The sequence below is a fragment of the Halodesulfovibrio oceani subsp. galateae genome, from assembly GCF_055397225.1.
In genome coordinates this window covers 19414-45441 of sequence record NZ_AP042453.1, presented here as the reverse complement: position 1 = coordinate 45441, position 26028 = coordinate 19414, and the positions used below count along the sequence as shown (strand labels likewise).

Here is a 26028-nt window from a genome sequence, read left to right as displayed (position 1 = left end):
GGCGTTGCCCGCAAACCAGAGAAAATGAAATGCCACAAGAAAAACACTTCATCTGGCCGCACAAAGACCTTTTGGACGTTAGTCAGCTGTCACTCGAAGAAGTCTCTCATCTTCTCGATACAGCCGAGCAATTTCACGAAATCAACCAACGCCCTGTTAAGAAGGTTCCGACCCTCAAGGGTAAAAGCGTTGTGCTCTTCTTTGCAGAGCCTAGTACGCGGACAAAGACCTCATTCGACGTTGCAGGCAAGCGCTTGTCTGCTGATACTTTTTCACTGTCCAGCAGCAGTTCAAGTCTGACAAAAGGCGAAAGCCTTAAAGATACTGCCCTTACGCTGGAAGCTATGAACCCTGATGTTATCGTTTTGCGTCACAAAGCAAACGGCGCAGCACAGTTCATCGCGGAACGTCTGGACTGCGCTGTAGTTAACGCTGGTGACGGCTGCCATGCCCACCCGACTCAGGCAATTCTGGATAACTTTACTCTGCGCAGAGCATGGAACAACGAGTACAAAGGAAAAACCATACTTATTCTCGGTGATGTGAAGCACAGCCGCGTTGCACGTTCCAACATCAATCTGCTCACCCGTCAGGGTGTTAAGGTTAGACTATGTGCACCGCGTACCTTGTTGCCTAAAACCGTGCATACATGGCCTGTTGAAGTCTTTAGTGACTTGACCAAAGCTGTTGAAGGCGTAGACGCAGTAATGTGCCTTCGCTTGCAATTAGAACGTCAGCAAGCGGGCTTATTGCCTGATCTCAACGAATACGCGCGCATGTACTGCCTTACCTCAAATCATATGGAAATGGCGGCTGAAGGTGCTAAAATCCTTCACCCGGGACCTATGAACAGAGGGCTTGAAATTGCCTCAGACCTTGCTGACTGCAAAGACAGCAGTGTGCTTAATCAGGTATCCGCAGGTGTAGCCACACGTATGGCGATCCTGTACCTCCACGCAACCCGTAAAGACAAAGGAGTATAGCCATGACCAATTTGTTTATCTCCAATGGTCTGCTTCGTGGAACTTCCGTAGATATTCTTGTTTCCGGCTCCACCATCGTATCTGTCACACCACACGGTGAAATTTCAGCACCGGAAGATACCGAAGTTGTAGATGCAACAGGGCTTATCGTATTCCCAAGCTTTTACGACTGCCATGTTCACCTGCGTGAACCGGGCTTTGAATACAAAGAAGACATTGAATCCGGTCTTGCAGCTGCAGCGCACGGCGGTTTCGGCGGTGTAATGGCTATGGCAAACACCAAGCCTACCAACGATTGCGCATCCGTTACCGAAGCAATGCTCCAGCGTGCACAGCAGACATGGCCTAACGGTCCATATCTCTACCCTATCGGGGCAGCAACAATCGGCCTGAAAGGTAAAGAACTCGCACCAATGGGCGAACTTGCTGAAGCCGGTTGTGTCGCAATCTCCAACGACGGCGTGCCAGTTGGTGGTGCCGAAATGTTCCGCCATTGCATGGAATACGCAGCAACCTTCGGGCTGACCGTCATTGACCATTGCGAAGATCCGACTCTTGCTAAAGACTGCCACATGAACGAAGGCGCTGTAAGCGAAGCCATCGGTCTAAAAGGACAGCCAGTCGTTGCCGAGTCCATGCAGGTTGCGCGAGATATTCTGCTCGCAGAATTTTTGGACTTACCAGTCCACCTTGCTCACGTAAGCTGCAAACAATCTGTAGATCTCATCCGCTGGGCAAAAACCAGAGGCGTAAAAGTTACGGCAGAAACCTGCCCGCACTACCTGATTCTTACAGACGAAATCCTCAGCAACTACTCCACTGCCGCGAAAGTAAACCCTCCATTGCGTAGCGAAGAAGATCGCCTAGCCATGAAAGAAGCAGTAAAAGACGGTACCATCGATATTTTCGTAACCGATCATGCTCCACATGCCGACCACGAAAAAGAGCACCCGATTGAGGGCGCTCCGAACGGTATCTCCGGTATGGACAGCGCGGTAGCACTTACATGGACGCAGGTAGAAGACGGCACCATTACAGAAGATGAATTCATAAAAATGTGGGCTGAAAAACCTTCCGCAATCTTTAAACTTCCGCTCAACACTTTCGCAGAAGGTGACATAGCAGACTTCTTCCTCTTCGATCCAAAAGAAGAATGGAAGATGACCGAAGATGCCATGTTCTCAAAAGGCAAAAATACTCCGTTCCTCAACACTACCCTTAAAGGTCGCGTCAAAGCTCACTGGCTTGGCGGAACTCGTGTTGTTTAAGTAGAGCTGTTTTTGCCTCCGGCGGGTCGTTTCACTATTTTTATCCGTAATCTCTCATTCCTAGAGAACGGCTAAAGTTCCGACGGGCAAGGGCTCTGCCTCCGCAGGGGACTGGTCTCCGTAACACTCGTTCCTCGTGAACGGTTACTGGCGCAAGCACCCGCAGGGGGAATCCCCCTTGACCGCGAATTGATATCGAAGTGTTAGGGGAGGTAATCAACGCTTTAGTCGTTAATGTCACCTGTCATTGCACAATAGAAGTACATAAAAATGGGAGCTGAAAAACTTGATTGCCAAGTTTTTCAGCTCCCATTTATCGTTTGAACTAAGAAAAATAAAGAGTTGTCACTCTCTTCCCAATCATTAAAACCCTAATAGGGTCAAGGGGGATACCCCCTTGCGGGGATGCAAGGGGCAGAGCCCTTGCCCGTCGAAGACAACATAAGCTTACATGGTAAATTCTTTTATCCACATGTCGTGAAGATTACAGAAGCTTGTTGCTACAAACTTGCCTTTTTTCTTCAATATGGCTTTAGACATAGGATCGTCTTTCCATGAAAATGTCTTTGCATGCACCACTTCACCGTTTTCGTCTACTATGGTGTGCCGCACTATGTAGTGCTCTTCACTCATTGGGTGCGGAGTAATTACAGTCACTTCCATGCCATTTGTTTCTACTAGTGGCACATGAGTTGCTTGCTTACCTTCCCACATTCCAAGCTGCGTATCGGTATAGATAATTCCCTTATCCAGTGCAAAATCCCAAGCATATGCCGGAACAGCCTTAATAACAGAAACACCGGCAAGCATTGCTGCGCCAGCTATAAATTGTCTACGAGTACTCATTTATACCTTCCTGTCTTAGTTTACCCTCAGCAGTTGTGCTGACAGCCAATAAAAAAATCGGACAGTCCTAGTCTAAAATCTGACAACTCGCTAGCAAGTTAAATGATATGTTTATTGACCATGAGTATCGACTTTTGAATAAACAATAGATAGTGCTCACTCACTTGTTGTAACAACATCACCCGCAGGCAAACTACATCTACTTTACAGACAGCAAGCTGGAACACACATGAAAAAACATAGCAATAATAGTTACACACTTCTCACAAACGAGAACACACCACTAAACCAACCTTCTCAACCACAAAAAACATCGTTTTTTTGGAAATACCTACTCAAACTTTTCTTTTTCCTTGCTCGTTTTATCCTTATTTTACTGGGTTTATTCATTAGTATAAATCGTCTTGTAAACTTTATTAGCACAGGCAAATTGAGCTCTCTTGCATTGATTCTTGTAGGATTAGCATTTTTAGGTCTAGGAGTTGGAAAAGCATTTAGAACTAAGACCTATTCTTCCTTTAGAAAGATCATACATTTTTCATCCGGCGCTTTGGGTCTCCTTTTACAAGCAGGATTTTTTAATACCCTGATGGATGGAAACTCCTCGAAGGCTCTTTTATGCCTTTCCATAGGCGGCAGTCTGCTTGTCATTTCCTATCTTACTCGTAAGCCAGCGAAGGTGGATCAGAAAAAAGGAGATAACGGCCTTCAAGAAAAACCTGTTGAAGACGAGATTCTATTCGATAGTGAAACGCTGAAAGAGCTCCTACCGGAAATCATCACAGACCTCTTGAACCAGGAGAGCGTACACGCGACTTGTACCAATGTTCACTCAATTACATATAATGACGAAGAACCAATAAGCGCAGTAGCCGTAACCAGCACAGGACAAGAAATCCAAATCGATATGAGCATTAGCAAAGAAGGTGGGTTAGCCATCAAAATTCCTGAAAACCTGATATCGCACCATGAATCTCAATAAGCTTAAGCTACATCGCATAAAAAAAGGCCGGACAACACATGTTGTCCGGCCTGAATAGCATTTTTGAGTAACGCAGCGATGTGCTGGTTTATCTCAAATTCAACTTACATTTTGTATTCGCGTACAAAAGCAATAGCTTCTTCAACGGAAGTAACTTTACCTTCGATCTGAGCTTTAAGAAGCTCATCACGCAGAATACCAACATGAGGACCAGGTTTGAGGCTGGTTGCTTCCATGATTTCGTTACCGTTAAGGAACGGCTCAGTCATTTCTTCCGGCATATCAGCACGCTCAAGCCACTTCATATTGTGGTTGAATGCGGTAAGGGCAATGCCGCGACCTTTAACATCTGCACGAGCCATTTCCATAAGGCGCGGGTAGTCGTTAAGAGATTTGAAGCGACGGATACCTTTATCGGTAAGCATGCTGTGGAAGAACTGATGGTGCTTTACGAGGTGACACACAAGGTCAATATCCTGTGGAAGGAATGACAGGCGTCCCATAATTTTTCTGGTAACTTTAGCACCAACACGACAGAACTGGTTAAATGTCCATGAGTCGTTGCTAAATTCAGCAGTGTAGAGTTTACCTACGTTACTGCAAAGCACTGCAAAAGTACCGAACCAGTCGAACGGAAGTTCTTCTGGGTAGTGACGCATAGTGTCGATGGTGTGCTGAAATACAGTCTGCTCTTCACCGGTGTCTTCATTTTTAATCTGAGTACAACGGGAAAGTGCTGCAAGTTCCGGAACCAGACCATGAAGGATCATGGAATCGAACAGAAGCTCAACAAAGCGCCACATGTTCTCTGCTTCAACTTTGCGCCATTCTTCCATAATGCTATGGGAAGGAACGTAATCAAGAATACGGGAGGTGCCTTTTACGATAGCAATCCAAGTATTCTGTTCGATTGGTAAATCGTAGTTTGCAGCAAAGCGCAAAGCACGAATACCAAGCAGGTAGTTACGGCGTAATGTTTCGTCCGGAATACCTGAAAATTTGATAACACCACTAGCGATGTCTTCGAAGCCTTCGTACATTTCAGAACCTGGAACATACGGGCAAGCGTACTGAGTAGGGATGCTGCCGAATTTCTCTTCCATGCGTTTCAGCAAGTGAGGAGTAATACGGGCAATGCTTTCTTCAGGATGAGATGCATCTTCTACATCAGTAGGATAAAAACGGTACGTAATATCCGCTTCTTTCAGCAGAGCAACAACACCGCGTTCAGTACCTTCAGAAACGTTAGGGAACATGCGCTGAATTTCATCGAAAGGAGCTTCGCACGCAATATCCAGTTCTGTGTCGTTCGCACCTTCAAGCAGTTCGCGCTGAAGCTGGGCGTTTACAACATACGCATCAAATCCGTTACGCATAATAGTCTTACAGATGCCTACGGCATCCTTAAAAGGCTGAGTCATTCATCCTCCAATTGCAGAATCGGTAATAAACCGAGCCGCATAGTCTCATATAATATGCTATAGTAAGAACATAGCGTTTTGATAATCTAATAAGTCAACTTGCATGTGAAATATAACACATGCTCATTATACACGCAAATAAGCATTGGCACTCTAATGTGACAATATGTATCTGATACTGGTAATTACGAATGCTCTGTTTGTACAGAGATGTGTTACCACTTTTCTTCTTTTTTCAGAATCTGCACACAGTACATAAACTAGCCAAAAATGCCAGTCTATCCAAGCTCATCGAGAAAGATGCAACTTTGCGACTTTCTCAAATGCATCAGTAAGCATTATGATGTGACGCGTCTGCAAATTCCAGCAATGCCAGTAAAGTCTTACCGTTACAGAGTAGCCTTGCACGATTGGTACAAGCTGCTTTGTTCGTAACTCTTCTTCAATCTGCAAACTCGGAATCATTCCGTACCCCAGCCCCTTTTTGCACAGATCAACAAACATATGAGAATCCGGTACATAGTGCGTCGGGAACTCACCGGCACGGATGCCGTACCGTGAAAGCATTTCATTGTTCATCTCATCTGTACGATCATATGTAAGGATAGGCGCAGCACGAACAGCATCTGGCGAAAATCCATTCGGGAACCATTGTCTTGCGAACTCTGGAGTAGCACAGCACACATAGATCATCTTGCCGAGGTAGACAGTCTTACATCCCTGCATAGGTCCGGGTTGGGAACTGACGCAGCCTACCACTTCCCCGTTTTTAAGCATATCATGTGTTTTGTCCTGATCCCCCAGTCGAATATCTACAAGAATATTTGTAGTAGTCAGGAGTTCTTGCAGTGTGTCGGGAATCCACGTCGCGAGACTGTCTGCATTAATACCTACAGGAACAGTAATATAATCTTCTGCCGTCTTGCCCAATGTGTCTTCAAACAAGTCCTGCTCCATGAGACTTACTTGCTTGTAGTGCCCAAGCAGTTTTTGTCCCATGGCAGTTGGCTGCACGGGTGTGGAGCGCACAATAAGCATCGCGCCGATTCTATCTTCAAGTTGCCGTATACGCTGAGAAACCGCTGATTGCGTAATATGCAGAACGGTTGCCGCTTTTTCAAAGCCGCCATTTTCTACTACGGCAGCAAAGGCTTCGAGCTGTTTGTAATCGATCATGCATCTACATTAGCAAAACTTATGTAACATCAAAACAATGAATTTCACTTCTAACTATTTTTCTTCTACATAAGTGTTCGCAAACAAGTTCCAGATGTGGTGACGGGGTGTTGAGCGCACCCCGTTGTTACAGCGCTCACTGAACTTCCCATTGTCTGCTGAAGGGACGCCTTCTGCATTGACCTGAATGACTATGAATTATTGCTACAATGCAGCTAAGGATTGGGAACAGATATGCTCGCTCCATTTTTTCAAGGTTTTGGTACTTGCGGTGGATTAATTATGGCGATCGGGGCACAAAATGCCTTTTTACTCTCTCAGAGTGTTCGCAAAAACCACCATCTTACTATCGCGCTCATGTGCATCGTGTCCGACATGCTACTTATCGGACTTGGTGTTTTCAGTATTGGACAGATTGTCGCTTCCTCACCTGACGTAAGATTGTTTGCCACTTTTTTTGGCGCTGCATTTTTACTCTGGTATGGATTCCGCGCTTTCAAATCTGCCTGTAAACCAGGGATACTGACAACATCTTCAGATGCTACACGCTCTTTGCGAAATGTTGTGCTAACAACACTGGCTGTTACCTTTTTAAACCCGCACACTTATTTGGACACAGTTGTTCTTATGGGTTCACTCGGCGGACAATTTATCGGTGACGGTAGAATTTATTTCTGGATCGGCGGCGTTTGCGCCTCCGTAATCTGGTTCGGCGCTCTCGCATTTGGAGGACAGGCTCTTGCACCACTATTCCGCAAGCCTTCTTCATGGCGAATCCTTGATGGCACGGTGTGCGCAATCATGTGGCTAATTGCCGCAGGGCTCATCAATCAAGGAATAGCTCTTTTATAATATGATCCCCCAAGGACGCTGGTAGCTTTCCCGTACCGGTATTAAGCAATACACCGCGTAATCCCTACGCTTCCAGAAAAGAAATTTGTTTAATACACGTCCTATCCCCATATTAAATGCCCCTTTTCCCGAAGGGGCATTTAAAAAGCACCGCACATCCGTTTGAACACGGAGAAAAAGAACTTCGTACCTTCCTTTTTCTCCAGGTCCAGACGGATGTTTTTTTGCGCCCATTGCCACGCATTTCCAATACTGTCACACCACCTCAGCCTTGCACCACTTGCGGTTACAGGCTACTCTGCTTGTTCGCCATTTAATCAAGATTCGAGGATACGATATGAAAAAAGATTTCTTCAATGTACTCAGCGTGCAGGAATTCATTCAAGCACTTCACTCATTTTCCCCGTTGCAAGCCCACACTGTATCTATTGATGCTGCAGATGGATGCGTACTTGCGGAAGATATTATTGCAGCAGAAGACCTGCCGCTTGCCAGCCGCTCATGTATGGACGGTTACGCAATTAATGCGTCCAGTGTATTCGGTGCATCTGAAGCAAACCCTGCGTATCTCGAATCTGTCGGTGATATCGATATTGAACAGCCTGCATCATATACTCTTCAAAATGGCGAATGCGCCGGAATCGTAACCGGCGGGATTCTTCCAGACGGTGCAAACGCTGTAGTTATGGTTGAACACACGGAATCCCTCGGCGCAGGAACTGTGGAAATCCGCAAATCTCTCGCACCATTCGAAAACGTCATGCTCAAAGGTGAAGACGCAACAACTGGAAATCCAGCTCTTGTTGCTGGAACCCGTATCCGTCCTCAAGAAGTCGGAATGCTGGCAGCGCTCGGCGTTATGGAAATTCCAGTCAACAACGCACCGCGGGTAGGCATAATCTCAACCGGTGATGAACTTATCCCTATTGAGGAAAAGCCTGTTGTTGGGCAAGTACGCGACGTTAACAGCTACACCCTTGCAGCATGTGCCCGACGTGCAGGTGCGACTGCTACAACGTACGGCCTTGTTGAAGACAATCTCGAATCACTCAAAACAGCGCTTAAAAATGCCCTTGCGGAAAACGATGTTGTATTCCTTTCCGGCGGCAGTTCTGTTGGTGTTCGCGACCTCACAGTGGGAGCTATTGAAGAAATCGAAGGCGCAGAGATCATCAACCACGGGGTAGCTATCAGTCCGGGTAAACCGCTCATTCTTGCAAAATGCGGTAACAAAGCCATATGGGGACTCCCCGGGCAAGTTGCCTCTGCACAGGTTGTCATGTTTATTCTCGGCATGCCGTTTTTACGCTACCTTGGTGGGGATACAAACGCGTTCGATCAAACACGCTGGCCTTCCAAGCACGCTGTGCTCAGCCGCAACGTGGCTTCCAAACCGGGACGTGAAGATTATGTGCGTGTCAGCGTTACAGAAAAAAATGGAAAAACCATCGCAACCCCTGTGCTCGGAAAATCCGGCTTACTGAAAACCATGCTTCAGGCCGACGGTGTTGCGCGTATTGGCGCAGACAGTGAAGGCATCTACGAAGGCACAGCAGTTGACGTACTCTTTTTTTAAATTATAGGAAGCGTCATGCGAATTTTATTCTTCGGTGACATTGTAGGCAAACCGGGCAGACTTATTCTGCGTAAACGCCTTCCTTCTCTCAGAGAAGAAAAAGGGGCAGATCTCGTTATTGCTAACGGGGAAAACGCCTCCGGCGGCATTGGTCTTTCAGGAGACACAATGCGCGAACTTTTTGGTGCAGGCATAGACATTCTTACTTCCGGTAACCACATCTGGAAGCACAAAGAAATGTACAACCTGCTTAACAATGAACCGCGGCTCATCCGCCCTGCTAACTATCCGCAAGGAGCGCCAGGCAGCGGTCTCGTTATTCATGAGCTTAAAAACGGTAGTAAAGTTGCTGTAATGAACCTGCTGGGACGCACGTTCATGGACAACATCGACTGCCCGTTCAAGAAAGTGGACGAGCTGCTTGCGTCCATTCCAGATGATGTGCGTATCCGCATTATTGACATCCATGCCGAAGCAACGAGCGAAAAAAAAGCGCTCTCCTTCTATGTGGACGGCAAAGTTTCGGCTGTCATAGGCACACATACCCATGTGCAAACCGCAGACGCGATGATCCTGCAAAAGGGTACCGGATACCTTACTGATGCCGGTATGTGCGGAGTCGAAGAGTCCTGCCTCGGTATGGAACCAAGAGTGATTATTGAACGATTCATGACAGGGCTGCCACAACGATTTAAAGTTGCAAAGGGTACAGAGCATATCAACGGTCTGTTTATGGACATCAATGATGAAACAGGGCTGTGCACGAGCATTGAGCTTATTCGCGAGTAAGTTATTGCCTTCGGCGACTCTCCGAGGGGCAAGGGACCAGTCCCTTGCATCCCCGCAAGAGGGACGCCCTCTTGACTGCGACTAGGCGATACCCATTTTGTTTTCGAAATAATTGCGGCTTAAAAATCTTATGTAAATTACATAGTCTTACCACCAAGATTTTTCCAAAGCCCCCTTCACCATAATCGAGGTCAAGGGGGCGTCCCCCTTGCGGGTGCTTGCGCCAGTAACCGTTCACGAGGAACGAGTGTTACGGAGACCAGTCCCCTGCGGAGGCAGAGCCCTTGCCCGCCGGAGGCTGTATGACAATTTTGCAAAGTTTGACAATTCATCAATTCTTTGTAACAGACACCAAGCTACAACATATTTTTTTGTAAAAGAGAGAATTATGGATATTCAAAAACAGCTCGAAATCATTCAGCGTGGCTGTGCTGAACTTATTGATGCCGACGAGCTTAAGAAAAAGCTCGAAAAAGGCAAACCGCTGCGCGTAAAAATGGGTTTTGACCCAACAGCTCCAGATTTGCACCTTGGTCATAGTGTTGCAATTCATAAGCTGCGTCATTTTCAGGAACTCGGTCACACAGTTATCTTCCTTATCGGTGATTTCACCGGTATGATCGGTGACCCGTCCGGCCGTTCCGACACCCGTCCTCCGCTCACTCGTGAAGATGTTCTCGCTAACGCAGAGACATATAAAGAACAGGTTTTCAAGATTCTTGATCCTGAAAAAACCGAAGTTCGCTTCAACTCCGAGTGGTTCGACAAATTCGGCGCAGCTGACTTTATCCGTCTTGCATCCCGCTATACCGTAGCACGTATGCTTGAACGTAACGATTTTGAGCAGCGTTATAAGGGCAAAACCCCTATCGCTATCCATGAATTCTTGTATCCGCTTGTACAGGGCTATGACTCTGTTGCACTCGAATCAGATATCGAACTTGGTGGTACTGACCAGAAGTTCAACTTACTTATGGGTCGTACCCTTCAGTCTCAGGAAGGTCAGGCTCCACAGTGTGTCATGACCATGCCAATTCTTGAAGGCCTCGACGGCGTTCGTAAGATGTCAAAATCCTACGGTAACTACGTGGGTATTGACGAAGCTCCTGCTGACATGTTCGGCAAGCTTATGTCTATTTCTGACGAACTCATGTGGCGCTACTACGAACTCATTTCTCTCAAGTCTCTTGAAGAAATTGCAGCACTTAAAGCTAACGTAGAATCTGGTGAGCTCCACCCGAAAATTGCTAAGGAAGAGCTCGCAGAAGATATCGTAACTCAGTACCACGGTGCTGAAGAAGCAGCTAAAGCTCGTGCAGGATTCAACTCAGTATTCGCTAAAGGCCAGCTTCCGGACGATATGCCGGAATACACTTGCGAATCCGGTGACGCTTCCATGCCTCCTGTATTCCTTACAGATGCAAAGCTCACTAAATCCCGCGGTGAAGCACGTCGCCTTATGAAACAGGGCGCACTCTCCATTGATGGAGAAAAATGCAGCACTGAAGATGCTCTTACTGCTGGTGAATATGTCATCAAGCTTGGTAAAAAACGCTTCCTCAAATTATTTGTTAAATAGCGTTTTGTAGAGATAAAAAGATCAAAGCCCCGTAGCAACTGCTACGGGGCTTTTTTTGTTTCTACGCATTTTATTCATTGTGGAAATGAAAAAATGAGCCTAGGGAGGAACTATATTTTTTCTTTAAAAACAGATTGTTATGTTGCAGATATTCATCTTGCAACTATCGACAAGGAGACACCAATGTTTGTAGGAGAAATCGCAGCACTGGGCACAGCGTGTCTATGGGGACTTTCTACTTACATGCATACAAATGCTGCCAAACTTATCGGGGCATGGCCACTCACCTTATGCCGTACCCCGTTAGTGTTGTTTTACAACATTTGCATTGCACTTATTATCGGTGCTGAATGGGTATTTCCCAGCCAATCTATTGGTTGGATTTTACTCTCCGGCGTTCTTGGGCTTGGTGTTGCAGACACGCTCTTCTACGAAGGATGCACCCGCATCGGGGCAAGAACCGGTTCGATTTTATGGCAGATGACACCTTGTGTTACTGCTGTAATCGCATTTTTCACACTGGGAGAGTCACTAACACTCCTTAACCTTGTCGGCATGTTTGTCATCATCGGGTCCGTGTTATCAATCACAAGCCAGAACGACGAACAAACGGATATTCCCGTAGACTCCAAAGAGTGGCGATATGGATTTAAGCTGGTGCTGGTTTCAGTATTAGCACTCGGCCTGTCACATGTGTGTATTCGAAAGGGGCTCTCGTACGGACTTGATCCACTAATGGGCAGTATTTTGCGTATTGCCGCCGCTGCAAGCTGTGCATGGATTGCAGCAACAGCTCTTGGTCAGTATCACAAAATTTTTGAGCAGAAAGAAAACATGAAAAAGGCGATGAAGATTGTGCTCGTTGCAAGCTTTGTCGGCACCACAATCGGCAACTGGATTGCTTTATTTTCTATGAAGTATGCAAAAGCCGGAATCGCAGCATCACTTATTAGCATGACACCGCTTGCCGTCATCATGATTACTGCCGTTGTTGATAAAAAAATGCCGTCACGACGCGTCGTTCTCAGCGTTCTGACAGCATGTGGCGGGTCTGCGTTACTCTTCATTTAGCGACTGAGTCGTAATAAAAAAAGGCTTCCTTTTCACGGGAAGCCTTTTTTTATAGCAAACTAGACGTCTGGTTTTATGTTCCAGATGCCGTCTATATATTCTTGAACAGCTCGGTCACTGGAGAAGAATCCCATGCCGGCGGTGTTCATAATAGATTTCTTTATCCAAAGTTCACGGTCAACATATTCATGTGCGATGCGCTTGTGTGTTTCTACATATGCACGATAATCAGCAAGCACCATAAATGGATCTCCACCGCTTAACAGGGAATCAAAAATAGCACTAAAGGCTGTTGGATTACCCGGTGTAAACTGGTCTGAATTGATCATATCCAAAACTTCCCGCAGTTCACTGTCATCTTTGTACATATCCCACGGATTGTAGCCACGCTTTTTCAAGTCGATAACTTCCTGCTCGCACAAACCAAAGAGATAAATATTCGGATCACCAACGCGTTCAGCAATTTCAATATTCGCACCATCTCTTGTACCAATAGTCAATGCACCGTTAAGGGCAAATTTCATATTACCGGTACCGGATGCCTCGTACCCTGCGGTTGAAATCTGCTCAGAAACATCTGTCGCAGGAACAAGAAGCTGTGCCAGCGTAACATTGTAGTTTGCAAGGAAGATCACCTTCAACGAATCTCGCGTATGTGGATCAGAATTTACTCGCCGTGCTACGCAATTAATCAGATAAATGATGTCCTTCGCCATCCAGTAGCTTGGAGCAGCCTTACCGCCAAAGATAAATGTACGAGGCTGAATCTTCACTTCCGGATTTTTCCGAATGCTGTTGTAGAGTGAGATAATGTGCAACACATTCAACAACTGGCGCTTATACTCGTGGAAACGCTTTACCTGCACATCAAAAATACTGTGCGGATTGATCGTAATGCCGTTTGCCTTTTCTATGTAATCTGCAAGGCGCTTTTTATTTGTAAGACGGCACTGATCCCAGTCATGACGAAATTCTTCTACTTCTGCCAGCTCACGAATACGCTCCAGTTTATTCAGGTCTGTCACCCAGCTGCATCCCAAATGTTCACCAAGCAACCATGATAACGCCACGTTGCACTGACGAAGCCATCTACGCGGTGTTACGCCGTTTGTTTTATTATTGAACCTGTCTGGGAATATCCGAATAAAATCGTGAAATACACGGTCACGCAGAATCTGCGTATGCAGTGCTGAAACGCCGTTAACACTAAAGCTACCAACGATCGCTAAGTGACTCATGCGTACTTTTTGCTCTGGACCATCTGAAATAAGGGAAACGCGAGAAGGAAGATCAGGTTCGTCGCGGAAATGTAGACGGACTTCTTCAAGAAAGCGTCGGTTAATCTCATAAATGATCTGCATATGACGTGGTAGCAGACGTTCAACAAGTGCCACTGGCCATGTTTCCAATGCCTCTGGAAGAATTGTATGGTTGGTGTAGGCAAAAAGTTTTTGGCAAATACACCATGCTTCTTCCCAGCCAAGCAGTTCTTCATCTACCAGCACTCGCATTAGTTCCGGAATGGCAATGGATGGGTGTGTTTCGTTTAGTTGAACAACATTTTTTTCCGCTAATTGATCCCAAGGTTTGTTTAGCTTTTTAAATCGACGAATCAAATCACGCATGGTGGCTGCCACGAAGAAGTACTGCTGTTTCAGCCGCAGAGTTTTTCCTTCAGGCGCGTCATCGCTCGGATACAGCACCATAGAAATATTTTCATCCGCAATTTTTTCCTGAACAGACCCTATGTAATCGCCCGCATTAAACGAACTCAACACAAACTCTTTATGAGGACGCGCTTCCCACAAACGGATGCAGTTTACATGGCCATTGCGATAGCCAGGCACATACACATCATTCGCCATAGCCAGCACAATATCACCGCCGCGCCAGTCATGATGCAGCACGCCATCATCATCAAGCCATTCATGAACTTTACCGTAAAAACGAATCGGATACAGACCATGAGGACGAGGAATCAGCCAATGACTACCTTCATGTAACCAGTTATCCGGCTGTTCGACCTGCTGTCCATTACGAATTTCTTGTCTAAACAACCCATACGAGTAACGAATACCGTAGCCATATGCAGGCAACCCGAGTGTCGCCATAGAATCCATATAACAGGAAGCCAGACGCCCTAAGCCGCCGTTCCCTAGCCCCGGCTCACATTCTTGCTCAATAATTTCATCTAACGAGAAACCCTGCTCACGCAAAAATTCGTGTGCCTCATTTTCCAAGCCAAGCGCCAACAGGTTGCTGCGTAAAAACTTGCCGGGTAAAAACTCAAGCGAAAGATAGTACAATCGTTTGTCATCGTGTTCATAATACTGCTTCTGAACAGCAGCCCATTTTTCCAGCATACGATCACGAACGGCCAGTACAAGCCCCCAATAACATTTGTGTTTACTGGGGTGCGTATTGTCGCGTCCCAACGAATACAACACGTGCCACAAAGCATCTTCACCTAGCGCAGAGTTACGCGCTGACGGCGCTTCTGATTCATCGAGTGGTTTATCAAGCAGGTGTAGATAGTCTTTTACGTCTTTCGGCATAAGTCCCCCGTCATTTTCTATGTGCGAGTCTTAAAATATCATTATTATGCAACCCAATGGTGCTAACGTAATATGATACGAGGATGCCCACACTGCAGACATTATAAGGTCGCTGAGCCTGAGTACTTTTCATTTTGAAAATATTTCATTTGCGAGTGCTCTTCGTTTCTTATACTACGATGACCATCAGAGTGAGATATTGCCATATGTCTCAGGGGCACTTGCCCACAGACATCATAAAAGCGCCTACAGCTGAATGCTGCGCAGTCGCAAACTGATGACGTGCACTCAGCTAACTACAATCTTAAACATTTCAAGCGCAAATACTGCATATCCTACGCTGAAAAATGTCGAATAATAAAGGACTCCCATGACCACGCCCGAAATAAACGCCGACGAACTTGAAAAAGCAACTGAAGCTGAAGCTACCGTTGAAGCCGAAGTTGAAACTGATACCGAAACAGAACAGCCTTCTTATGAACAGTTCTATTTCGATCAGTTTTCATTTGATCAGCGTATCCGATCAGGCTTAGCTGCCTGCAAATTTACCAGACCGACTCCTGTTCAGCAGGCTGTTATCCCTGCCCTGCTCAAGAGACAGGACACCATTGCCCTTGCAAACACAGGCACAGGCAAAACAGCAGCGTTCCTTCTTCCATTGCTCCAACACTTGGCAACAGAAGACGCACTGAAACGTGGTCCTATTCGTGCGCTCATTCTCGCACCTACCCGAGAACTTGCTCTCCAGATTCAGAAAACCTGCATTGATCTCGGCCAACAGACCGGCTTCCGTTGCGGAGCTGTCTACGGCGGTGCCGGTGCCACGCCACAAAAAAAAGCCGCAGCTGCGTCTACAATTATTGTAGCAACACCAGGGCGACTTCTCGATTTTATTAATCAGAAAGAAATCCGTCTCGGCGGCGTTGATACGCTCATCATTGATGAAGCAGACCGCATGTTCGACCTCGGTTTCTTACCAGAAATTACTAAAATTTTGGATCACATTCCGTCCAAGCGTACGACAGCATTTTTCTCTGCAACCATGCCAAAACCTATTGAGCATCTGGCATGCACCTACACCAAAGACCCTACAGTTATTGATGTACGCACCGAAGAAGCAAAGCCGGACATCTCACACGAAATTTACACAGTGCCACCGCATCTTAAAAAGAAACTTCTTTTAGCACTGATGCCGCTGCTGCTGAATGACTCCGATGAGCTCGTACACAAGCAGAAACGTGCAGAGCACAGCCCGCATTCCAAGGAAGACGGCGGTGTTATCATTTTTACCAACACCAAAGAAACCTGCCGAGAAATCGAGCGGTTCCTTTCTGGTAGATTTGGCGATGTAGCTGCGCTGCATAGCGACTTGTCACAGTCAAAACGAAACAAAATGCTTGCAAAAATGCAGTCAGGTGAAGCACGCGTACTCGTAGCAACAGACCTCGTTGCACGCGGTATCGATCTTGATCACATCACACATATTGTTCAGTTCGACGCACCGTCTCATTCAGACATGTACATTCACCGTGTAGGACGAACAGCACGTGCATACCGGAAAGGCACCGCCATCACCTTAGTAGGTGAAAAAGACCTCATGGAAATGCTCCAGATGGAGCAGGAAATCGGCAAAGCTTTCTCAATGCGCAAGCTCGGTAACTTCAACTACAACGAACCTGCCGGTAACAATATCAACAATGAAGGCAGTGTCGATTACCGACGCAAGCCAACCTTTAGACGCAAGCCACAGGGTAGCCCTCAGGGCAAAAAATCTACCGGTGGACGCGGCTCTAAACCGAGCAGCTCACGTAGTTCAAAGCCAAGCAGCTCGCGCAGCTCAAAGCCGCGTGGCAAACGCTAGAGTTCTGATGGGTTAGTTCTTGCTATTGCCTCCGGCGGCGCTTTCCAGCGGGATGCCTCCGGCGGCTGGGCTGAAACTTTTTGAAAAAAGTTTCCCCCAGCCCCCCTTCAAAAACTTTTATTAGCGAGTTACGCCCCTAGATTATTTTTCACGCGGCTTAATTCCACTGACTTGAATAAAAAAAGGGCTGTCCTACATACTGTAGGACAGCCCTTTTCATTTCTAGAAAGGTAGTGGAGCGTAAGCCGCAAAGTTCTTCAAAAAACGTGCTTACCTCGCAGATAAAAGTTTTTGGAGAGTCCAGAGAATCCTTTTTACTTAAAAAGGTTCTCTGGCCGCCGGAGGCAAGCACCGCAGGTTCGCCGGAGGCACCCGCTGGCAAGCGCCGTCGGAGACATCAACACACAGCCAAAACAACAGGCCTACCCGCGCAGGAAAAGTCCTTCAGAAAAATGCTCACTTTCGCATCGGATAAACCCGAACATGCCGGGGTGCACAACATCGACAGCTTCACCGCGATGGTTTTCGAGCTGGAAACTTCCGACTGGTAACACTGGGCGCTTTAATCCGGGCACCATCACTTGTACTGGCCTGTCTGCTCGGAACGGAGAGCGCACGGCGATTTGCCATTTGTTGTCGTCTTCTTTTTGCACGAGCTTGGCGACGATTGGCGTACAGTCACTCTTCGGCAATGGGGACACAGACTTTCTGTGTCCTTTTGGCAGGAAGAAGCCTGTGCTTAAATTTCTTGATGCAGTGTTCTGCAGTTCACGGATGTAATCATCGTAACGGAACTGTTTGGTGGCAACGTCGTTGATGGCGGTTCTGTAGACATCCACTACGTGTGCTACGTAGCTTGGAGTCTTCATACGCCCTTCAATTTTAAGAGAGGCGACGTTATTTTTGTGGAACCAGTGCATGTATTTTACGAGACAAAGATCTTCGGGTGCCCAGAATGCACTGTGTGGTCCTTCGTGGGTTATATCCCAAGTTGGCCCTTCGCGCATACCTTCTTCAACGGTCAAACGCATGTCTTGTACTTCAAGACCTTTGTATTCGAACCGGCACGGATGAGTGCATTCACCTAGATTCGCAGGACGCTGATTCATCCATGATGAGAGCAAGCAGCGACCTGAGAGTGCTAGACACATTGCACCGTGAACAAACACTTCAAATTCCATTGAAGGATACGCTTTTGTGAGCTTACTGATGGCATGTGCACCAAGTTCACGTGCAACGTTGACGCGCTCGATCCCGAGATCATGCCAGAATCCCACAGCTTCACTGTTGGATGTGTTGGCTTGAGTACTAAGATGGATAGATTTGTTCGGTGCTATACGGCGTGCCATACGGAGCACACCGGGATCAGCAATGATAAGCCCGTCTACGCTGGATTCAGCAAGATGTTCGAGAGATTCTTCCACACCGGCAAGATGCTGTTCATGCGGCAGAATATTAAGGGTATAGTAGATGGAAGCATTTTTAGCATGCGCTTTACCGCAGGCTGTTTCCAATTCTTCCCAGTCAAAACCGCCGGAGCTTGCGCGCAGGCTATGTTTCTTTCCACCAAGATAACACGCATCAGCACCGTAAAGCAGTGCGGATTCGAGTCTGTCCATATCTCCTGCTGGACAAAGCAGTTCAGGCAATTTTTTAGTCATAATATTCTTAGCTAAACAGGAAGCCCCTGCTTGCGGCGTAGTTCTTTTAAGTTATCGAGCACACTGTGCGGCACATACAATCCACCTTTACCACGACCAAGCGTAATATTAGGCTTCACCGCGCCGTGATAGTCCGAACCGCCGGTGAGTGCAAGTCCATGTATGGCTGCAAGTTCAACAACAAGTCTAGTTGAAGCAGCTCCATGCTCGCTGTGATAAGCTTCCAACGCATCCAATCCGTGTGGTTTCAGCATTGCGATCGTATCACTAAGATACTCTGTAGACTGACGATGAATGCACATATGCGCCCATGATACGGTTGCTCCTTCCTCTTTCAGCAACTTAACGCCTTCAATAGGATTGAGTACTTTTTTAGGAACATATGCTTTGCCACCATCGCACAACATATCTTCAAAAACTTTTTTCACGCTTTTGAAATATTTTTTATTAACGAGAACCTGAGCAATATGTGGACGACCAACGGAACCGTCGCCTGCTGCTTCAAGTACTTCTTCGTAGGTAATGTTCATACCGAGAGCCTGAAGCTTTTCAACAATAATTTTGTTACGCTCGGCTCGGTATCCGCGCAACTCACTCATTATAGTTTGCAGCTTGGGAGCCTTAGGATCAAGCCACAGACCAAGAAGATGAATTTCACCGAACTCTGTTTTTACTCCAAGCTCGCAACCGGCAATCACTTCTACTCCAAGCTCTTTACCGGTTTCCATGGCTTCTTCAACACCTGCAACAGTGTCATGATCTGTTAAGGCAAGTGTGGTTACATTGCCTTTTTTTGCTAGCCTAACCAGCTCTTCGGGAGAATCGCTTCCGTCGGAAGCTGTTGAATGCGTATGTAAATCAATATATGTTCGCGCCATAATTCCTTCCATTCCTAGAACTATGTAACAATGTGTGTGTTTATTTCTTTCATCATAGTAATTACGCCTGCGCTTTGTGGCTTGTCAAATGGCGAATTGATGACGATATGTATCCTGCTCATTTTATATATTCTTATTAGATATTTTTTCAAAATTATACTACGCCGCTTCCTGTTGCTGTACGTACAGTAACTGCGTATACTAGCCCTTCTGCACACTATGTGTGTATATTTTTTTTAAGGAGTCCCACTGTGACTGTTCAAGCTGATTTATTAAATATTCTCGCCTGCCCTAAATGTAAGAATTCATTGAAACTTACTAAAGATAAAGACGGACTTTCCTGCTCAAAGTGCAAAGTTGTATACCCTATTCGTGAAGATATTCCTGTGATGCTGGTTGAAGAAGCCGTTTCACAAGAAGCATGGGACAACGGAACACGCGACGCACGCAAGTAGCCTATTCCCATACTGTTTAGTCATTGACCTGCGTGCCTTTGCGTACCTTGACGGATTGCTGTCTCTGCTTATGATATATGCTGAAAGGAGAGCCGGATTATGGTTATTAACTATGGATCGTTTTACGACTTCCCTCATCTGTTTGATAAACTGATGAACGATTTGCACGACCCGCAACTCACTGCCCCACGACGCTCCACGTTTCCCCCGCTGTACATAAGCGAGGATGACACAAGCGTGTTTGTGCGGGCTTTGCTGCCGGGTGCTGCAATGGAAGATGTCGAGTTGATTATTGAAGATAATACACTTGTCCTGAAAGGCGATTTGAAGCCAATTCAAGGAAAATACCACCAGCAGGAACGCCCGACAGGGTCATTCCAGCGGTTGGTAAAAATCAACGTACCAATCCATAAAGACGGCATTACTGCCACCATGAAATCCGGTATGCTGTTTGTTCAGCTTCCTAAGTCCACGGCAATGCAGCCGCGCACAATCCATATTCAACCAAGGTAGTGGCTATGCAGCAGATGCCTAAAATAATGGGGAAACGCCCACGGATACAACCACCGGCAGACTTTGTTGAACACGAAGACGGATTCTATCTCTACCTCGACATGCCGGGAGTGGACAAAGAAAAGTTGCTTTTAGACATTGAAAACGACAAACTCTCGGTTCAAGCCAAGTCCGATTTCGGACTCACCGCCGGTGAACGTGTACATTCCATGGAATTTGGGGAAGTGGAGTACTGCGCGCGGTTCGAAGTAAGTGAGCTTGTTGACAAAGATAAAGTAAGCGCAAAGTTTGAAAACGGTGTGCTCACGATTTATCTTCCAAAACGGAAAGAAGCGCCGCCTAAGCGGATAAAAATAGAAGTTTTATAAAAATTTAAAGACACACACTTAATGAAAATTTTATTTATCTCAGATTTGCACGGTTCTTACGACCGTGCAAAAACTGTTTTGGACAAGGCAGAAAGTTTTAACCCGGACTTTATTGTACTACTTGGGGATCTGCTCTACCACGGCCCTCGTAACCCTCTTCCAGAGGGACACGACCCTAAGGCAACTGTTGTTCTACTGAACAGCTACAAAGACAAGATTATTGCGGTGCGCGGTAATTGCGATGCTGAAGTCGATCAGATGGTACTCGACTTTCCAATGATGTCTGATTTCTCATGGCTGGCAACAGACGGTCATCGTATCTTCCTGACACATGGACATTTATGGAATCCGGAAAACATGCCTCCGCTCACTGCTGGAGACACGTTTGTTTACGGTCATGTCCACCGTCCTAAAGCATACACCGACGAAAACGGCATCAACATTTGGAACCCAGGTTCCTGCTCGCTCCCTAAACAGAGTGACCGTCCTACCTATGCGACATTTGAAGACAACACATTCCGCGTTTTTGAATTAAACGACACCTGCATTCTTGAACAAACTTTGTAGGGGCATACATGCACGCTACTGAATCTTTCTCTGCGCCTATTACTCTGCGCGGCAGAACCATCCAGAACCGCTTATGTCTCGCTCCTATGGCAGGACTCGGACACGTCGCCTATCGCGCTATTGCTGCGCACTACGGCGGATACGGACTATTGTTTACCGGTATGTGCAGCGCACGCGCAGTGCCTACAGAAAACCGACACAAGTCCCCCGTATTCAACTGGCAGGATAAAGAACTCCCTAAACTGGTATGCCAGCTTTTTGGTGCAGCACCGGACGACATGGTTATTGCCGCTGAGCGCATTCAAGAAGAAAATTTCTTTGGTGTTGATATCAACATGGGCTGCTCTGTTTCACCAATCGTAGGAAAACAATGCGGTGCGGATCTCATGCGAGATGTCGACCGAGCCTGCGAGATGGTGGAAAAAATGCGCAAAGCCGTGGACATCCCACTGTTTGTCAAATTCCGTACAGGTTGGACAAACGAATCAGGACCAGCCGTAGCTTTTGCAAAGATGCTGGAACAAGCTGGTGCGGATGCCCTAACTTTTCATCCACGAGTCGCCCCAGACAGACGTACAAAACGTCCGCGCATAGACGACATAAGGCTTGTAAAAGAAGCTGTCTCCATTCCTATTTTTGGAAACGGTGATGTATGGGACGTGCCATCAGCACAATCTATGATGGAACGTACAGGGTGCGATGGTCTTGCCATCGGCCGTGGTGCCATTTCTAAGCCGTGGATATTTGCTGAACTCAGTGAAGGTTTCGAGCCAACACCCGAGACCTACAAAGAAACTCTTTTCATGTTTTTGGATCAAATCGAGAAATGGTGTGATCCTACCCGTGCAATCAAGCTCTACAAGAAATACTGCATGTATTTTGCCGCAAACTTTTTTTACGGCAACCGTCTTTTCGGGCAGCTGATTGCTGGTAGTTCCATGGAAAAAATGCGCGAAAACGCTGAGCGTTGTTTCGGTGACACAATCCCGCAAGTTGGTAAGAGTCTCAATTCTCTTATGATGAACCGTTAGGTTTGCAAGTTTGCTCGTTGCCGTTGTTTGCGAGGCAAAGAATTGCCTCCGGCGGCCTAAGCGCTTTATGCTTTTGTCTTCGACGAGCCTCCGGCGGCTTAAGAACCCTTTAAAAAGGGCTTCTTAAGAATCTCCTAAATTTTTTAGCTGCGAGTTAAGCTCGTTTTTTGCGCACCCTCGCGGCTTATCCTCACTACCTTTCATATAAGAAATGGGCTGTCCTATTTATGTAGGACAGCCCATTTTTTCATTCTATCTGTCGGGGTAGGAAAACGCCTTATGTGGGAGATTAATTTTTTGTTACAAAATGAATCGCTCATTATGACTGAGAATTCACATTTGTATTAGAGTGTCACGTTCCCTAGAGCCATTTCCCATACTGTAGGATGGTTTTTTCCACCATTTCGTTTCTTAACATCAGCTGCCAGCCAGCAAAGCAGTTTCCAGCTCAGCCCCGCAGCAATGTACCCAAATGTTTTAGCGGGATCGTTCATAGGGGCGTACTCAACAACATCAGCACCAACGAGATTAACTTTCCCCGAAGCACGAACGTTACGAAGCACATCCCAACACCAGTTCGCATCAAGCCCAAAAGGTTCAACTGCCGAACTTGCGCTATTATACACAGGGTCCAACGCATCAAGATCAAAGGTCACATACGTTGGAGCATCTTTCACAACTGCTATGACCTTCTCTGCCATTTCTTCTGCTGACATAGCTCGGCATTGATCTGCAAAATATGATGTGACTCCAAAGTTTTTCGCATGGCCTCCAACAAGCCCTGTCATTCTACCTCGAATTCCCATTTGAATCATTCTTTCAGGATCAACGTTCCCGGCTGCAAAATTTTTCGCAAACATATTTCCAGAATGGTACGGATAGTCAAAGTCTGCCTTTGTTACCAAGTCATAATGTGCGTCGAAGTGAATAACACTGAGTGGTCCATAAAGTTGTCCCAACGTTTCAAGAGGGAAAATACTCACAGTATGATCACCACCCCACGTAAACGTAGAACAACCATTTTCTAAGACTATATCCTTATAGTGCGTGCGAACGAGTTCAGCTTCAGCGGAAAGATCAAAACATCCGTACGTATCAATCGTTCCGTAATCTATGATGTTGGCAAAATCGAACGGAATATCAAATGCCCCATCAATCCAAGGTTCAGTGGTTCCCATGAAATTTTTGGAAAGCTCCCTCAATACCTTAGGACCATATTTATGAGAGGCATTCATCGGTGCAGATTTTTCGAAAGGGAGACCGACAACTGCAATATCAGCATTCTTTATATCTCGGGAAAAAGGAGCCATAAAAGCGCCAAGGTAATCCTTATTCAGATTACTGAGAAATTCTATCCCCTTGCCGCCACCCATGGTTTTAACACGTTCCAAGTGAGCTCTGACGTCGGGATGAACTCCTTCTCGGCTTGTTGAATTTTCCCAGAGGTCTTTATATTTAGCTAACTTTTCTGCTGATACTGGTGGATACTTTTTAATATGTTTCGTCATTTATCATCTCCCATCGTTAAACAAAGGTGCGATGCATTATATGCCAGCTGCCATTCCACCGGCTACGGGCAGCACTATCCCCGTAATGTACGAGGCGGAAGGACTAGCAAGAAAAACTATAGCGTCTGCAATCTCGCTTGGTTCAGCAGGTCTTCCAAGAGGTATGCTTGCATTTTCTTTAAAGGCCGCTTCTTCAATCGTAATATTTTCTGCTTCCGCAATGGCGGCATACGCCTTCTGAAGCATGTCTGTATTGATGGCTCCCGGAGCTACGACATTTGCCCTGATGCCTTTTCCAGCAAACTCTAAAGCCAACACTTTAGTAGCGCCAACCAAAGCATGCTTCGTGGCAACATACGGATACGGCATTCCAACGCTGACGGCGAAACCTGCTGTCGAAGCCACATTCACAATTGCCCCGCCACCATTTTTTTCCATGTAAGGAATTACGCCACGGCACAATGCCATTGTGCCTTTGACATTAACTCCATAATTGGCGTCCCAATCTCTTTCTGTATTTTCATCCAGCAACGCCGATCCGAATCCGACACCCGCATTGTTTATCAAAATGTCGAGGCGACCAAAGTTTTCAACAACAAGCTTTACGGCACTATTTACTTCTTCAGGCTTAGAGACATCAACAATCAAAGAAATGGCATCACCTCCGTTTGCGACAATTTCCCTAACATTTGCTTCCACACCTTCCTTTGAGCTTATACGACCCGTTAATGCGACCTTGGCTCCCAATGCAGCAAGCTTTAAAGCCACCGCCTTTCCAAGCCCTTTGGGTTTTGTTGCACCGATAACAATAGCTACTTTACCTTCAAGAAGTTTCATATGTTCCCCGAGAATAGTTACACTCATTTTTTTTGAAAACTTGAAGTCCAACCATGTGCTCCAGCAGCAAAATCTTTTTCCAATTGCTCCCGACTCAAACCTTCGCGTTCGCACATTTTCCAAAATGGTTCATAATAGTTATCCAGCACATCAACTTCTTCCGCCAAATCAACAAGCTTTCTATAGCCCCCTTCACTTGGAACTCGAATTGAGTAGTTCGGACGTGACTTTGAATTTTTTATGCTTTCAACAAATTTATCTGCTTTAATCTTAACATCCTTTATATCGCCGAATGCTGCCGGATTAATTGCGATATAAAAACTTCCCCCGACAGATGGCTTTTTTCCGAACTGAGATAGGTCATTTGCATCCTCACCCATAATATCCAACGGAAGCTTACCTAAGGGATTTATTATAGAAGTTAGACCTTCATTAAATAAATTTTGTGCATACGTTCTCGGGTTTTCAAATTGTTGCCCGCAGATATACGCATATACGCGACCGAAGAACTCACCGCCCTCAACAGGCACGGCATACTTAGCAACATCATCCGTTAATTCTCCGGATTCAGGATCAACCGCCCACTTCCCTTTAAGCTTTGTCCCTTGGCGCACGGCATTCCCGACATCACCGTCATAAAATTCTCCCAACTTAGTACTCATCCAAATAGGTGCTTCCTTATCAGAAGGAATTATTCCATCAAACGGCGGTACTGACAGTAAAAGTTCCGTGCCGTTATAGGGAGAGCAAAGCGGTACTGAATTATTTGAAGCCAGCGCAACCATGTCATTTTCATAAGCAAGATATGTGTACGCCCCAAAGTTTCCAGCATCGTTGTGATTTCCACCAAACGAAATGGCAATACCTTGTCTTTTGGCCTTCTCTATTGCAGCTTGTGCCATCAAAGTTAATACATACGCCCCTGATGCCCCCTTACCGTCAATTACTGTGAAGCCTGGTCCATCCTTCACAACTTCCGGTGTCGCTGCCAAATCAAGTCCGCCTTTCATATACGTTGCATAAGGAACCTCTAACCACCCCATCCCCTGAGAAAGTTTGCCCTGACGATCACCGAACGAAGCAGAACGAGAAATTGCTTTTGCTTCCCCTTCACTAGCGCCAGCAGCTTTCCACAGGCGATAATAGCAATACTCTGCAAAATCGGCTTTGATCTTCGATGTACTCAGGTCTGAATTGCTCATTACAAACTCCTCAAATTTTCTCATCTCTGCTTTATGCGTTGGGGAAATG

Annotated in this window: 23 protein-coding genes; 14 read left to right on the top strand and 9 right to left on the bottom strand. The window is 46.3% G+C overall.

Translation table 11 applies throughout. The features are described 5' to 3' along the window. Window positions 1-29: 29 nt before the first annotated feature. Both ACZ5V1_RS00185 and ACZ5V1_RS00180 read left to right on the top strand, forming a co-directional pair. Window positions 30-983 (top strand): aspartate carbamoyltransferase catalytic subunit, encoded by a 954-nt coding sequence (locus tag ACZ5V1_RS00185; protein ID WP_464390058.1) that lies wholly within the window; start codon window positions 30-32, stop codon window positions 981-983. Between the two features lie 2 nt (window positions 984-985). Continuing rightward, the gene (locus tag ACZ5V1_RS00180; RefSeq protein ID WP_464390057.1) at window positions 986-2251 is read left to right on the top strand and encodes a dihydroorotase; all 1266 of its coding nucleotides are present in this window, start codon (window positions 986-988) and stop codon (window positions 2249-2251) included. A 447-nt stretch (window positions 2252-2698) separates the two neighbouring features. Here the strand turns inward: ACZ5V1_RS00180 and ACZ5V1_RS00175 are convergent, their stop codons facing one another. Further along, window positions 2699-3097, bottom strand: coding sequence for a desulfoferrodoxin family protein (locus tag ACZ5V1_RS00175; protein WP_464390056.1), 399 nt, complete (start codon window positions 3095-3097; stop codon window positions 2699-2701). Window positions 3098-3326: 229 nt separating this feature from the next. Here ACZ5V1_RS00175 and ACZ5V1_RS00170 point away from each other — a divergent pair, with 229 nt between their 5' ends. Continuing rightward, window positions 3327-4079: a hypothetical protein gene (locus ACZ5V1_RS00170; RefSeq protein ID WP_464390055.1), complete on the top strand. Its 753-nt coding sequence runs from the start codon at window positions 3327-3329 to the stop codon at window positions 4077-4079. Between the two features lie 104 nt (window positions 4080-4183). Here ACZ5V1_RS00170 and ACZ5V1_RS00165 read toward each other — a convergent pair whose 3' ends face one another. Next, window positions 4184-5500 carry a tRNA nucleotidyltransferase/poly(A) polymerase family protein gene (locus ACZ5V1_RS00165; protein WP_464390054.1) on the bottom strand — a complete coding sequence of 439 codons (1317 nt, stop codon included), beginning with the start codon at window positions 5498-5500 and terminating at the stop codon, window positions 4184-4186. 288 nt (window positions 5501-5788) lie between these two features. Next, window positions 5789-6676: a LysR family transcriptional regulator ArgP gene (locus ACZ5V1_RS00160; RefSeq protein ID WP_464390053.1), complete on the bottom strand. Its 888-nt coding sequence runs from the start codon at window positions 6674-6676 to the stop codon at window positions 5789-5791. Window positions 6677-6910: 234 nt separating this feature from the next. Between ACZ5V1_RS00160 and ACZ5V1_RS00155 the strand changes: the two genes are divergently transcribed. The 5 genes from ACZ5V1_RS00155 to ACZ5V1_RS00135 all read left to right on the top strand — a co-directional run bounded on the left by ACZ5V1_RS00155 (window position 6911) and on the right by ACZ5V1_RS00135 (window position 12543). Continuing rightward, on the top strand, window positions 6911-7528 hold the full coding sequence (locus tag ACZ5V1_RS00155) for a LysE/ArgO family amino acid transporter (protein WP_373793149.1): 618 nt from the start codon (window positions 6911-6913) through the stop codon (window positions 7526-7528). 337 nt (window positions 7529-7865) lie between these two features. Further along, complete coding sequence (locus tag ACZ5V1_RS00150) at window positions 7866-9104, top strand: molybdopterin molybdotransferase MoeA (protein ID WP_464390052.1); 1239 nt, start codon at window positions 7866-7868, stop codon at window positions 9102-9104. Window positions 9105-9119: 15 nt separating this feature from the next. Continuing rightward, window positions 9120-9893, top strand: coding sequence for a TIGR00282 family metallophosphoesterase (locus tag ACZ5V1_RS00145; protein ID WP_464390051.1), 774 nt, complete (start codon window positions 9120-9122; stop codon window positions 9891-9893). A 385-nt stretch (window positions 9894-10278) separates the two neighbouring features. Next, a complete protein-coding gene (tyrS, locus tag ACZ5V1_RS00140) occupies window positions 10279-11472 on the top strand; it encodes a tyrosine--tRNA ligase (protein WP_464391593.1) in 1194 nt (397 codons plus the stop codon). 183 nt (window positions 11473-11655) lie between these two features. Next, complete coding sequence (locus ACZ5V1_RS00135; protein ID WP_464390050.1) at window positions 11656-12543, top strand: EamA family transporter; 888 nt, start codon at window positions 11656-11658, stop codon at window positions 12541-12543. A gap of 59 nt (window positions 12544-12602) precedes the next feature. Here the strand turns inward: ACZ5V1_RS00135 and ACZ5V1_RS00130 are convergent, their stop codons facing one another. Then, on the bottom strand, window positions 12603-15098 hold the full coding sequence (locus ACZ5V1_RS00130) for a glycogen/starch/alpha-glucan phosphorylase (protein WP_464390049.1): 2496 nt from the start codon (window positions 15096-15098) through the stop codon (window positions 12603-12605). Window positions 15099-15468: 370 nt separating this feature from the next. Here ACZ5V1_RS00130 and ACZ5V1_RS00125 point away from each other — a divergent pair, with 370 nt between their 5' ends. Further along, window positions 15469-16959 carry a DEAD/DEAH box helicase gene (locus tag ACZ5V1_RS00125; RefSeq protein ID WP_464390048.1) on the top strand — a complete coding sequence of 497 codons (1491 nt, stop codon included), beginning with the start codon at window positions 15469-15471 and terminating at the stop codon, window positions 16957-16959. Window positions 16960-17381: 422 nt separating this feature from the next. Here ACZ5V1_RS00125 and ACZ5V1_RS00120 read toward each other — a convergent pair whose 3' ends face one another. Together ACZ5V1_RS00120 and ACZ5V1_RS00115 are read right to left on the bottom strand one after the other, a co-directional pair. Continuing rightward, entirely contained in the window at window positions 17382-18620 is a 1239-nt protein-coding gene (locus ACZ5V1_RS00120) for a peptidase U32 family protein (protein ID WP_464390047.1), read from the bottom strand. Between the two features lie 11 nt (window positions 18621-18631). Beyond that, window positions 18632-19498 (bottom strand): PHP domain-containing protein, encoded by an 867-nt coding sequence (locus ACZ5V1_RS00115; RefSeq protein ID WP_464390046.1) that lies wholly within the window; start codon window positions 19496-19498, stop codon window positions 18632-18634. A 251-nt stretch (window positions 19499-19749) separates the two neighbouring features. Here ACZ5V1_RS00115 and ACZ5V1_RS00110 point away from each other — a divergent pair, with 251 nt between their 5' ends. The 5 genes from ACZ5V1_RS00110 to ACZ5V1_RS00090 all read left to right on the top strand — a co-directional run bounded on the left by ACZ5V1_RS00110 (window position 19750) and on the right by ACZ5V1_RS00090 (window position 22432). Then, on the top strand, window positions 19750-19953 hold the full coding sequence (locus tag ACZ5V1_RS00110) for a Trm112 family protein (protein WP_160715317.1): 204 nt from the start codon (window positions 19750-19752) through the stop codon (window positions 19951-19953). Between the two features lie 99 nt (window positions 19954-20052). Continuing rightward, window positions 20053-20466: an Hsp20/alpha crystallin family protein gene (locus ACZ5V1_RS00105; protein WP_160715315.1), complete on the top strand. Its 414-nt coding sequence runs from the start codon at window positions 20053-20055 to the stop codon at window positions 20464-20466. A 5-nt stretch (window positions 20467-20471) separates the two neighbouring features. After that, a complete protein-coding gene (locus ACZ5V1_RS00100) occupies window positions 20472-20834 on the top strand; it encodes an Hsp20/alpha crystallin family protein (RefSeq protein ID WP_464390045.1) in 363 nt (120 codons plus the stop codon). Window positions 20835-20855: 21 nt separating this feature from the next. After that, window positions 20856-21401: a phosphodiesterase gene (gene yfcE, locus ACZ5V1_RS00095; protein WP_464390044.1), complete on the top strand. Its 546-nt coding sequence runs from the start codon at window positions 20856-20858 to the stop codon at window positions 21399-21401. 8 nt (window positions 21402-21409) lie between these two features. Further along, entirely contained in the window at window positions 21410-22432 is a 1023-nt protein-coding gene (locus ACZ5V1_RS00090) for a tRNA dihydrouridine synthase (protein WP_464390043.1), read from the top strand. 344 nt (window positions 22433-22776) lie between these two features. Here ACZ5V1_RS00090 and ACZ5V1_RS00085 read toward each other — a convergent pair whose 3' ends face one another. The 3 genes from ACZ5V1_RS00085 to ACZ5V1_RS00075 are packed head-to-tail and all read right to left on the bottom strand — an operon-like array spanning window position 22777 to window position 25979. Beyond that, entirely contained in the window at window positions 22777-23940 is a 1164-nt protein-coding gene (locus ACZ5V1_RS00085) for an arginase family protein (protein WP_464390042.1), read from the bottom strand. Between the two features lie 36 nt (window positions 23941-23976). Then, window positions 23977-24777, bottom strand: a complete 801-nt coding sequence (locus ACZ5V1_RS00080) for an SDR family NAD(P)-dependent oxidoreductase (RefSeq protein ID WP_464390041.1) — start codon at window positions 24775-24777, stop codon at window positions 23977-23979. A gap of 23 nt (window positions 24778-24800) precedes the next feature. Then, complete coding sequence (locus ACZ5V1_RS00075; protein WP_464390040.1) at window positions 24801-25979, bottom strand: Ldh family oxidoreductase; 1179 nt, start codon at window positions 25977-25979, stop codon at window positions 24801-24803. Window positions 25980-26028 lie beyond the last annotated feature (49 nt).

Bases quoted from the DNA above. Each gene is read 5' to 3' on its own strand.
- ACZ5V1_RS00185 (WP_464390058.1), top strand. From the start codon at position 30: ATGCCACAAGAAAAACACTTCATCTGGCCGCACAAAGACCTTTTGGAC.
- ACZ5V1_RS00180 (WP_464390057.1), top strand. From the start codon at position 986: ATGACCAATTTGTTTATCTCCAATGGTCTGCTTCGTGGAACTTCCGTA.
- ACZ5V1_RS00175 (WP_464390056.1), bottom strand. From the start codon at position 3,097: ATGAGTACTCGTAGACAATTTATAGCTGGCGCAGCAATGCTTGCCGGT.
- ACZ5V1_RS00170 (WP_464390055.1), top strand. From the start codon at position 3,327: ATGAAAAAACATAGCAATAATAGTTACACACTTCTCACAAACGAGAAC.
- ACZ5V1_RS00165 (WP_464390054.1), bottom strand. From the start codon at position 5,500: ATGACTCAGCCTTTTAAGGATGCCGTAGGCATCTGTAAGACTATTATG.
- ACZ5V1_RS00160 (WP_464390053.1), bottom strand. From the start codon at position 6,676: ATGATCGATTACAAACAGCTCGAAGCCTTTGCTGCCGTAGTAGAAAAT.
- ACZ5V1_RS00155 (WP_373793149.1), top strand. From the start codon at position 6,911: ATGCTCGCTCCATTTTTTCAAGGTTTTGGTACTTGCGGTGGATTAATT.
- ACZ5V1_RS00150 (WP_464390052.1), top strand. From the start codon at position 7,866: ATGAAAAAAGATTTCTTCAATGTACTCAGCGTGCAGGAATTCATTCAA.
- ACZ5V1_RS00145 (WP_464390051.1), top strand. From the start codon at position 9,120: ATGCGAATTTTATTCTTCGGTGACATTGTAGGCAAACCGGGCAGACTT.
- ACZ5V1_RS00135 (WP_464390050.1), top strand. From the start codon at position 11,656: ATGTTTGTAGGAGAAATCGCAGCACTGGGCACAGCGTGTCTATGGGGA.
- ACZ5V1_RS00130 (WP_464390049.1), bottom strand. From the start codon at position 15,098: ATGCCGAAAGACGTAAAAGACTATCTACACCTGCTTGATAAACCACTC.
- ACZ5V1_RS00125 (WP_464390048.1), top strand. From the start codon at position 15,469: ATGACCACGCCCGAAATAAACGCCGACGAACTTGAAAAAGCAACTGAA.
- ACZ5V1_RS00120 (WP_464390047.1), bottom strand. From the start codon at position 18,620: ATGACTAAAAAATTGCCTGAACTGCTTTGTCCAGCAGGAGATATGGAC.
- ACZ5V1_RS00115 (WP_464390046.1), bottom strand. From the start codon at position 19,498: ATGGCGCGAACATATATTGATTTACATACGCATTCAACAGCTTCCGAC.
- ACZ5V1_RS00105 (WP_160715315.1), top strand. From the start codon at position 20,053: ATGGTTATTAACTATGGATCGTTTTACGACTTCCCTCATCTGTTTGAT.
- ACZ5V1_RS00100 (WP_464390045.1), top strand. From the start codon at position 20,472: ATGCAGCAGATGCCTAAAATAATGGGGAAACGCCCACGGATACAACCA.
- yfcE (WP_464390044.1), top strand. From the start codon at position 20,856: ATGAAAATTTTATTTATCTCAGATTTGCACGGTTCTTACGACCGTGCA.
- ACZ5V1_RS00090 (WP_464390043.1), top strand. From the start codon at position 21,410: ATGCACGCTACTGAATCTTTCTCTGCGCCTATTACTCTGCGCGGCAGA.
- ACZ5V1_RS00085 (WP_464390042.1), bottom strand. From the start codon at position 23,940: ATGACGAAACATATTAAAAAGTATCCACCAGTATCAGCAGAAAAGTTA.
- ACZ5V1_RS00080 (WP_464390041.1), bottom strand. From the start codon at position 24,777: ATGAAACTTCTTGAAGGTAAAGTAGCTATTGTTATCGGTGCAACAAAA.
- ACZ5V1_RS00075 (WP_464390040.1), bottom strand. From the start codon at position 25,979: ATGAGCAATTCAGACCTGAGTACATCGAAGATCAAAGCCGATTTTGCA.